At 40.5% G+C, this 5848-nt stretch carries 6 protein-coding genes and 1 pseudogene; 5 read left to right on the forward strand and 2 right to left on the reverse strand.

Annotation, left to right across the window (positions count from 1 at the left end; all coding sequences use genetic code 11):
• Nucleotides 1-336: 336 nt before the first annotated feature.
• Nucleotides 337-909: a peptidylprolyl isomerase gene (locus B3J29_RS11075; RefSeq protein ID WP_286965491.1), complete on the reverse strand. Its 573-nt coding sequence runs from the start codon at nucleotides 907-909 to the stop codon at nucleotides 337-339.
• Between the two features lie 103 nt (nucleotides 910-1012).
• Here B3J29_RS11075 and B3J29_RS11080 point away from each other — a divergent pair.
• Nucleotides 1013-1682 (forward strand): annotated as a pseudogene (locus B3J29_RS11080) (acetoacetate decarboxylase family protein).
• Nucleotides 1683-1727: 45 nt separating this feature from the next.
• Here B3J29_RS11080 and B3J29_RS11085 read toward each other — a convergent pair.
• Nucleotides 1728-2798, reverse strand: a complete 1071-nt coding sequence (locus tag B3J29_RS11085; protein WP_004780375.1) for an alpha/beta hydrolase — start codon at nucleotides 2796-2798, stop codon at nucleotides 1728-1730.
• A gap of 213 nt (nucleotides 2799-3011) precedes the next feature.
• On the opposite strand from B3J29_RS11085, the gene B3J29_RS11090 reads away from it, so the two are divergent.
• The 4 genes from B3J29_RS11090 to B3J29_RS15460 form a co-directional block, all read left to right on the forward strand.
• A complete protein-coding gene (locus B3J29_RS11090; protein ID WP_286965494.1) occupies nucleotides 3012-3506 on the forward strand; it encodes a hypothetical protein in 495 nt (164 codons plus the stop codon).
• Between the two features lie 723 nt (nucleotides 3507-4229).
• Nucleotides 4230-4772 (forward strand): nucleotide exchange factor GrpE, encoded by a 543-nt coding sequence (gene grpE, locus B3J29_RS11095; protein ID WP_286965498.1) that lies wholly within the window; start codon nucleotides 4230-4232, stop codon nucleotides 4770-4772.
• A 119-nt stretch (nucleotides 4773-4891) separates the two neighbouring features.
• Nucleotides 4892-5563 carry an Hsp70 family protein gene (locus B3J29_RS11100; RefSeq protein WP_422652864.1) on the forward strand — a complete coding sequence of 224 codons (672 nt, stop codon included), beginning with the start codon at nucleotides 4892-4894 and terminating at the stop codon, nucleotides 5561-5563.
• Nucleotides 5520-5848: Hsp70 family protein (locus tag B3J29_RS15460; RefSeq protein ID WP_422652865.1), on the forward strand; the 329-nt coding region annotated here is incomplete at its 3' end. The genes B3J29_RS11100 and B3J29_RS15460, both read left to right, overlap by 44 nt.

Consider the following 5848-nt stretch of genomic DNA (forward strand, 5'->3'; position numbering starts at 1 on the left):
AATCAATGAAAATAATTTCGATCAATCAACCACTAAAAATCCACACAAGTTGTACCTCATAATCTCTTAATGATCTTTCTAACATCTCGTCAATGCCAGAAGCTGGACTTCGATAAACTTAACAACTCAGCAATCCGCTTCGTTCGTTTCCGTCTATCTCGTCGGCATGAGCTCATTATAGGGCAATTTCTTACACAAGCAAGTGCTTTTAACGCACACCAATCATGACTGTTTCATTTTTATGCACCAAATTGGTTCATTTTTCTACTAATTGTTACATAAGTTCATAATATTCCAAATAAAATACTAACAAAACATTTATGTTTTATTTTTCACTTACTTTTTCACGATTGGTGTTTTAATGGTCACACTGTTGATTTTTACAGCTGTTTTCGGAACGTCCTGATGCATACCATAGTTCTGAGTAGGCACTTGAGCGATCTTATCGACTACTTCCATACCTTTAGTAACCCGGCCAAACACTGCATATCCGGCATTTCTTGGTGAACGGTCCAGAAAACTGTTATCTACCAGGTTAATAAAGAACTGCGCTTTAGCCGAATTAGGATCATTAGTACGTGCCATAGCCAAAGTGCCACGTTTGTTTTGCAAACCATTATCTGATTCATTCTTGATTGAAGCTTTATTATTGGCTTTTTCCTGCATGTTGAGATCAAAGCCTCCGCCCTGAATCATGAAGCCTGGAATGACCCGATGGAAGATGGTTCCTGTATAGAAGTTGCTTTTGACATATTCTTCAAAGTTTTTCACCGTAATCGGTGCTTTGTCATTAAAGAGTTCAATTTCGATATTACCGAATGAGGTCTTCATCTCGATCAGGGTGTTGGCAGCAAAACTTGGGAAGCTAAATGCGATCAACGCGATAGCAGATAATGATTTTTTTAACATTTTTTAACTCATCTACTGATAAAGAAAGGTTGGGATTCACAACATATTAATCTTTCATGACTAATAATGCAGTGACCTGCCGACTAAAGACAAGAGAATAATAATGAGCCATGCATTACTACAGGAGAAAAGCGTCCATCAATTTCAGCCTTGGCATTTGCAGGGGAAGGGTTTTATTCTGAATTACTGGATTACCCCTCATTTTATTCGTGAATTTCAGAGTTTTCAGATTGCGCCATCTCCACTCGGCCGTGTCGTTCAGGTTCTATTGGTGCGCTATCATCATTCTCCTGTGGGTCCTTATGATGAATTGCTGATTATGGATCATCCTTTAATTAGCAGACGGCGTCTTTCGACTATTCCGAAAATTTATGTCTCTACCCATGAATCTATTGTGCATGGTCAGCACTTGTGGGGCATTCCTAAAGAATATGCAGAGTTTGATTGGCAACAACAAGGACAGGAAACGATTTGTCGCATAACTCATCGTGCAAAGCATGACGCTTAGTCTTAAAAAACCTAAATCTCCTCGTTCTTTCTATTTAAATAGTCATCATCTTCCAAGCTCCATGCTAAAAATCCGGCAAACCTGGAAATCCCAGCATTATCAGTTTAGCCCTCAATTTCGGGGTTATTTATCCAAGCTTATTCAGGCAGAGTGGCAAGATACTCAGGATATATTCCCGGATTTTTCTAAAGCTAAATATTTACAAAGCTTTTATGTGCCTAAATTTAATTTAGTCTTTCCAGAAGCCAAGATCCATAAAAAATAAAAAAGGTGTTTCACGTGAAACACCTTAATTACATCTATTTTTGAATCAGATCTTTTTGTCCAAGAATTTACGGAAATTCTTGCTGAGTTCAATGACCTGCTTTTTCGAACGTTTATGAATTGGGGTCAGATTGATAAAACCGTGTGCCTGATCCGTATATTCCTGATAATACACTCGCACCCCATTCTCACGTAACTTCAGAGCATAGATTGAACCTTCATCATGCAGCACATCATGACGGGCGGTAATCACATAGGCAGGTGACAGATTCTTCAGTTCACCATAGGTCGGTGAAATCAGCGGATCATCCAGTTCGACTTGATGTGTTTCAGCATATAGCTTAGTCACCAGATCAATATCCTGAGCTGAAAGTACCAGGCCCTGATTATAGGCATAAAAAGAAGGATGGCGGCTTTTAAAATCGACAGCCGGGTAAAGCAATAACTGTGCGCGAGGTGCATAGATTTTATTGGCACTCCGCTGCGCAACCACTGCCGCCAGATTTCCACCTGCACTATCCCCTGCCACTACAATCTGGTTTTTATAGATTTTCAGCTGCTTGATGTTTTGATGTACCCAAGCCAGAGCATCTTCACAGACCTGTACCATCTGCAAAGGACTGTATTCTGGCGTTAGCGGATAAGCCACGCTGAGCACTTGCACCTTGGCATGCACCGCCAATAAACGGCAGAACTCATCATGTGTATCCAGACCGCCCACTATAAATGCACCGCCATGATAGAAAATGACCATCGGCAATTTTTTCTGTGGTGCCGGATGATAATGTCGGGCAAAGATAGTGCCATTTTGCAATGGCAGACGCAGATCCTCGACTGCCTTGACCGGTGTCGGTTTTGCCTGAATAGCTTTCATGCGTTCATCAAACAGTTGACGTGATTGCACCGCATCTTCACTAATAAAACTGTGCTGTCCCTGTTTGATCTGAGTCGCCATCAAGCATTTTATATAAGGATCCAAATCAGGATAGTCATAAGGATAATCCAATGCTTTTACCAGACGTTCTTGTGCAAAGCTCGGCAGGCAATCCAGCAAACGTGCTGCAGTGCCCTGCCCCTTATCCATTACAAATTTTGTGACCGGATTATTCGCACCCATGAGTTTTCATCCTTTTCCCATAATTCTTCATTTTTTCTACATGATTAGGGTTTTAGTGACCATATTCTTATATAAGACTTAATATCAATGTACATAGATCATCTGCCAAATACGCTAACCTGAATTTAATCAGATGTCATTGAGAGTTTAAGTGAGATTTTTACAGCACTTTTGCGACTTTAATGTAGAAGTCTGTATAAAAGGAGATAGCTTATGGCGATAAAAATAATAACGGTATCTTTAGCCACTGCATTTTTAGCCGTAGGCTGTGTGGCTTTTCCTGATGATGGTTATTATGATGGACGTTATGACCGTCGCGATCGAGGTTATGATTATCGTTATGATCAAGACCGTCGCTATGACCGGCAACGCTGGGAATACGAACAGCAGCGTAAAAGACTGGAACTGGAACGTCGCAAAAATATTCAGCAGCGTAACTGGGAACAGGAACGGCGTCGGCAAATAGAACTGGACCGACGTAAAACTCAACTGGAACGACAACGTCTGGAACAGCAACGCAAAAATCTGAGTAATCAGCGTCAGAAACAGGCGCAGGCCGAACGTAAACGTCGCCAGCAGCTGGAACAACGTAAGAAAGTGGCAGAACAGCAGCGTAAACGGGTTCAGCAAAACCGCTCTAATAATCCACGCTGGAATGATCAGCGACGTAAGCAGGAACAGCAGCGACCACGTAATCGCCACGATTAGGCAGAATATAAATAAACAGAGAAGCCCTGATTTAAATCAGGGCTTTTTTATGGACTGAGTTTTATGGTTTTGATCTCATCCAAGCTATTTTCTTTGAATAGAAGAAATATTTTCAATCAGCATAGTCTTGATGAAGATAATCCCATTTTATAAGTCGAAAACCGTAGCAAATTTCAGGCAAAAAAAAGGCTTATCTAGAGAAAAGATAAGCCACGAAAACACATTTCTAAAAAAGAGAAGAAACTACAGCGATAGAATCTGAAATGAATAATATAGCGTTGCTCATTTTTTTTGTAATACTTTATTGCTTAGTTATTAATCGCTTTTATGTCTAAAAAATAATCTGGACAAAAAAAAGCCGGACCCTGTGTGAGGGATCCGACTGGAAAAAACAGCTTAAAAAATAAGGCAACAGCAACCTAGTTCAGCTCTCTCCTCAAAACAAGGTCGCTGTTAATGACGCCATGATGCACCGGTCTTAAAAATATTTAAAACAGATAAAAATTATTATTTCTATCTAAAAATACGATGCTGCTTTTATGAAAGCCATTAAATCTAAATAAATCTTAAAATTAATCTGTATTTGTGCTTGAATTTTTTGCCCCTGCCCCGATTTCTTTAAATAATTAAAAATTTCAATCATGGCAGTTCAGTATTAACGCAGTTAACTCTGACGCCCAAGGACTGTACATGTTTAAGAACCCATTTAAACGGAGTAAATCAATGGCGACTGAGCAAAACGATCAAGCTCAAGAACTTGAGCAAGAGCAAACGGAACAACAAACAGCTCAAGCTGAACCTGAACAAGCTGAAGTTACCGTTGAGTCTTTACAGGAACAAATCGCACAGCTTGAAAGCGATTTAAAACTGGAAAAAGCACGTACTGCAAATGCCGTATATGAGGCACAAAAAAGTGTAGAACGCATTCAGCGCGAATCAGAAAAGCATAAAGATACTGTTTTGGAAAAGTTCTCTAAAGAGCTGTTAGAAACTGTAGATAACCTGGAACGTGCAATTCTCGCTGCGGGTGAAGAACAAGGCCCGTTACGGGAAGGCGTAGAACTAACCTTAAAAGGTTTACTGACAACATTAGAAAAATTTGGTGTGGTCGTAGTTGATACCGAGAATGGTTTTAATGCCGAGTTACATCAGGCAGTCGGTATTGCACCAGATGCCAAAGCCAATGAGATCGGTACAGTCTTGCAAAAAGGCTATGCCCTGAACGGGCGTTTATTACGTCCTGCAATGGTTATGGTTGGCGCTTAAGCTAAATAAATTCGGGAGTTTGTGAAATTTTTTCTAAAAATTTACTTGAAAAAAATTGAACGGCTCTCATATCGGATAACAAGTGTAAAGCACAATAAAATTTTTGAGGAAACATCCAAATGGCTAAAATCATTGGTATTGACTTAGGTACTACAAACTCATGTGTTGCAGTACTTGAAGGCGACAAAGTTAAAGTTATCGAAAACGCTGAAGGCGCACGTACAACTCCATCTATTATTGCGTACAAAGATGGTGAAATTCTGGTTGGTCAATCAGCTAAACGCCAAGCGGTAACGAACCCTAAAAACACATTATTCGCGATTAAACGTCTGATCGGTCGTCGTTATGAAGACCAGGCAGTACAAAAAGATATCGGTCTGGTGCCATACAAAATCATCAAAGCAGACAATGGCGATGCTTGGGTTGAAGTAAACGACAAGAAACTTGCACCACAACAGATCTCTGCAGAAGTTCTGAAAAAAATGAAGAAAACTGCAGAAGACTATCTGGGTGAAACAGTGACTGAAGCGGTAATTACTGTTCCTGCTTACTTCAATGATGCGCAACGTCAGGCAACTAAAGATGCAGGTAAAATTGCAGGCTTAGAAGTCAAACGTATCATCAACGAACCAACTGCTGCTGCTCTTGCGTTCGGTATGGACAAGAAAGAAGGTGACCGTAAAGTTGCTGTATACGACTTGGGTGGTGGTACTTTCGACGTATCCATCATCGAAATCGCTGACCTTGATGGCGACCAGCAAATTGAAGTNNTTGATCGACTATCTGGTTGAAGAGTTCAAGAAAGAACAAAACGTGAATCTGAAAAACGATCCACTTGCGTTACAACGTCTGAAAGAAGCTGCTGAAAAAGCAAAAATCGAGCTTTCTTCTTCTAACGCAACTGAAATCAACCTTCCATACATCACTGCAGATGCGACTGGTCCTAAACACTTAGTGATCAACGTTACTCGTGCAAAACTTGAAGGTTTGGTTGCTGACCTGGTTGCGCGTACGATTGAGCCTTGCCGTATTGCACTTAAAGATGCTGGTCTTTCGACTTCTGACATCTCTGACGT

Origin of the sequence: Acinetobacter sp. UBA5984 (assembly GCF_002429925.1) — a bacterium.
GTDB lineage: Bacteria > Pseudomonadota > Gammaproteobacteria > Pseudomonadales > Moraxellaceae > Acinetobacter > Acinetobacter variabilis.

Excerpts from the sequence above, each read along its gene's own strand:
- grpE (WP_286965498.1), top strand. The coding sequence starts at position 4,230 with ATGGCGACTGAGCAAAACGATCAAGCTCAAGAACTTGAGCAAGAGCAA.
- B3J29_RS11090 (WP_286965494.1), top strand. The coding sequence starts at position 3,012 with ATGGCGATAAAAATAATAACGGTATCTTTAGCCACTGCATTTTTAGCC.
- B3J29_RS11085 (WP_004780375.1), bottom strand. The coding sequence starts at position 2,798 with ATGGGTGCGAATAATCCGGTCACAAAATTTGTAATGGATAAGGGGCAG.
- B3J29_RS11075 (WP_286965491.1), bottom strand. The coding sequence starts at position 909 with ATGTTAAAAAAATCATTATCTGCTATCGCGTTGATCGCATTTAGCTTC.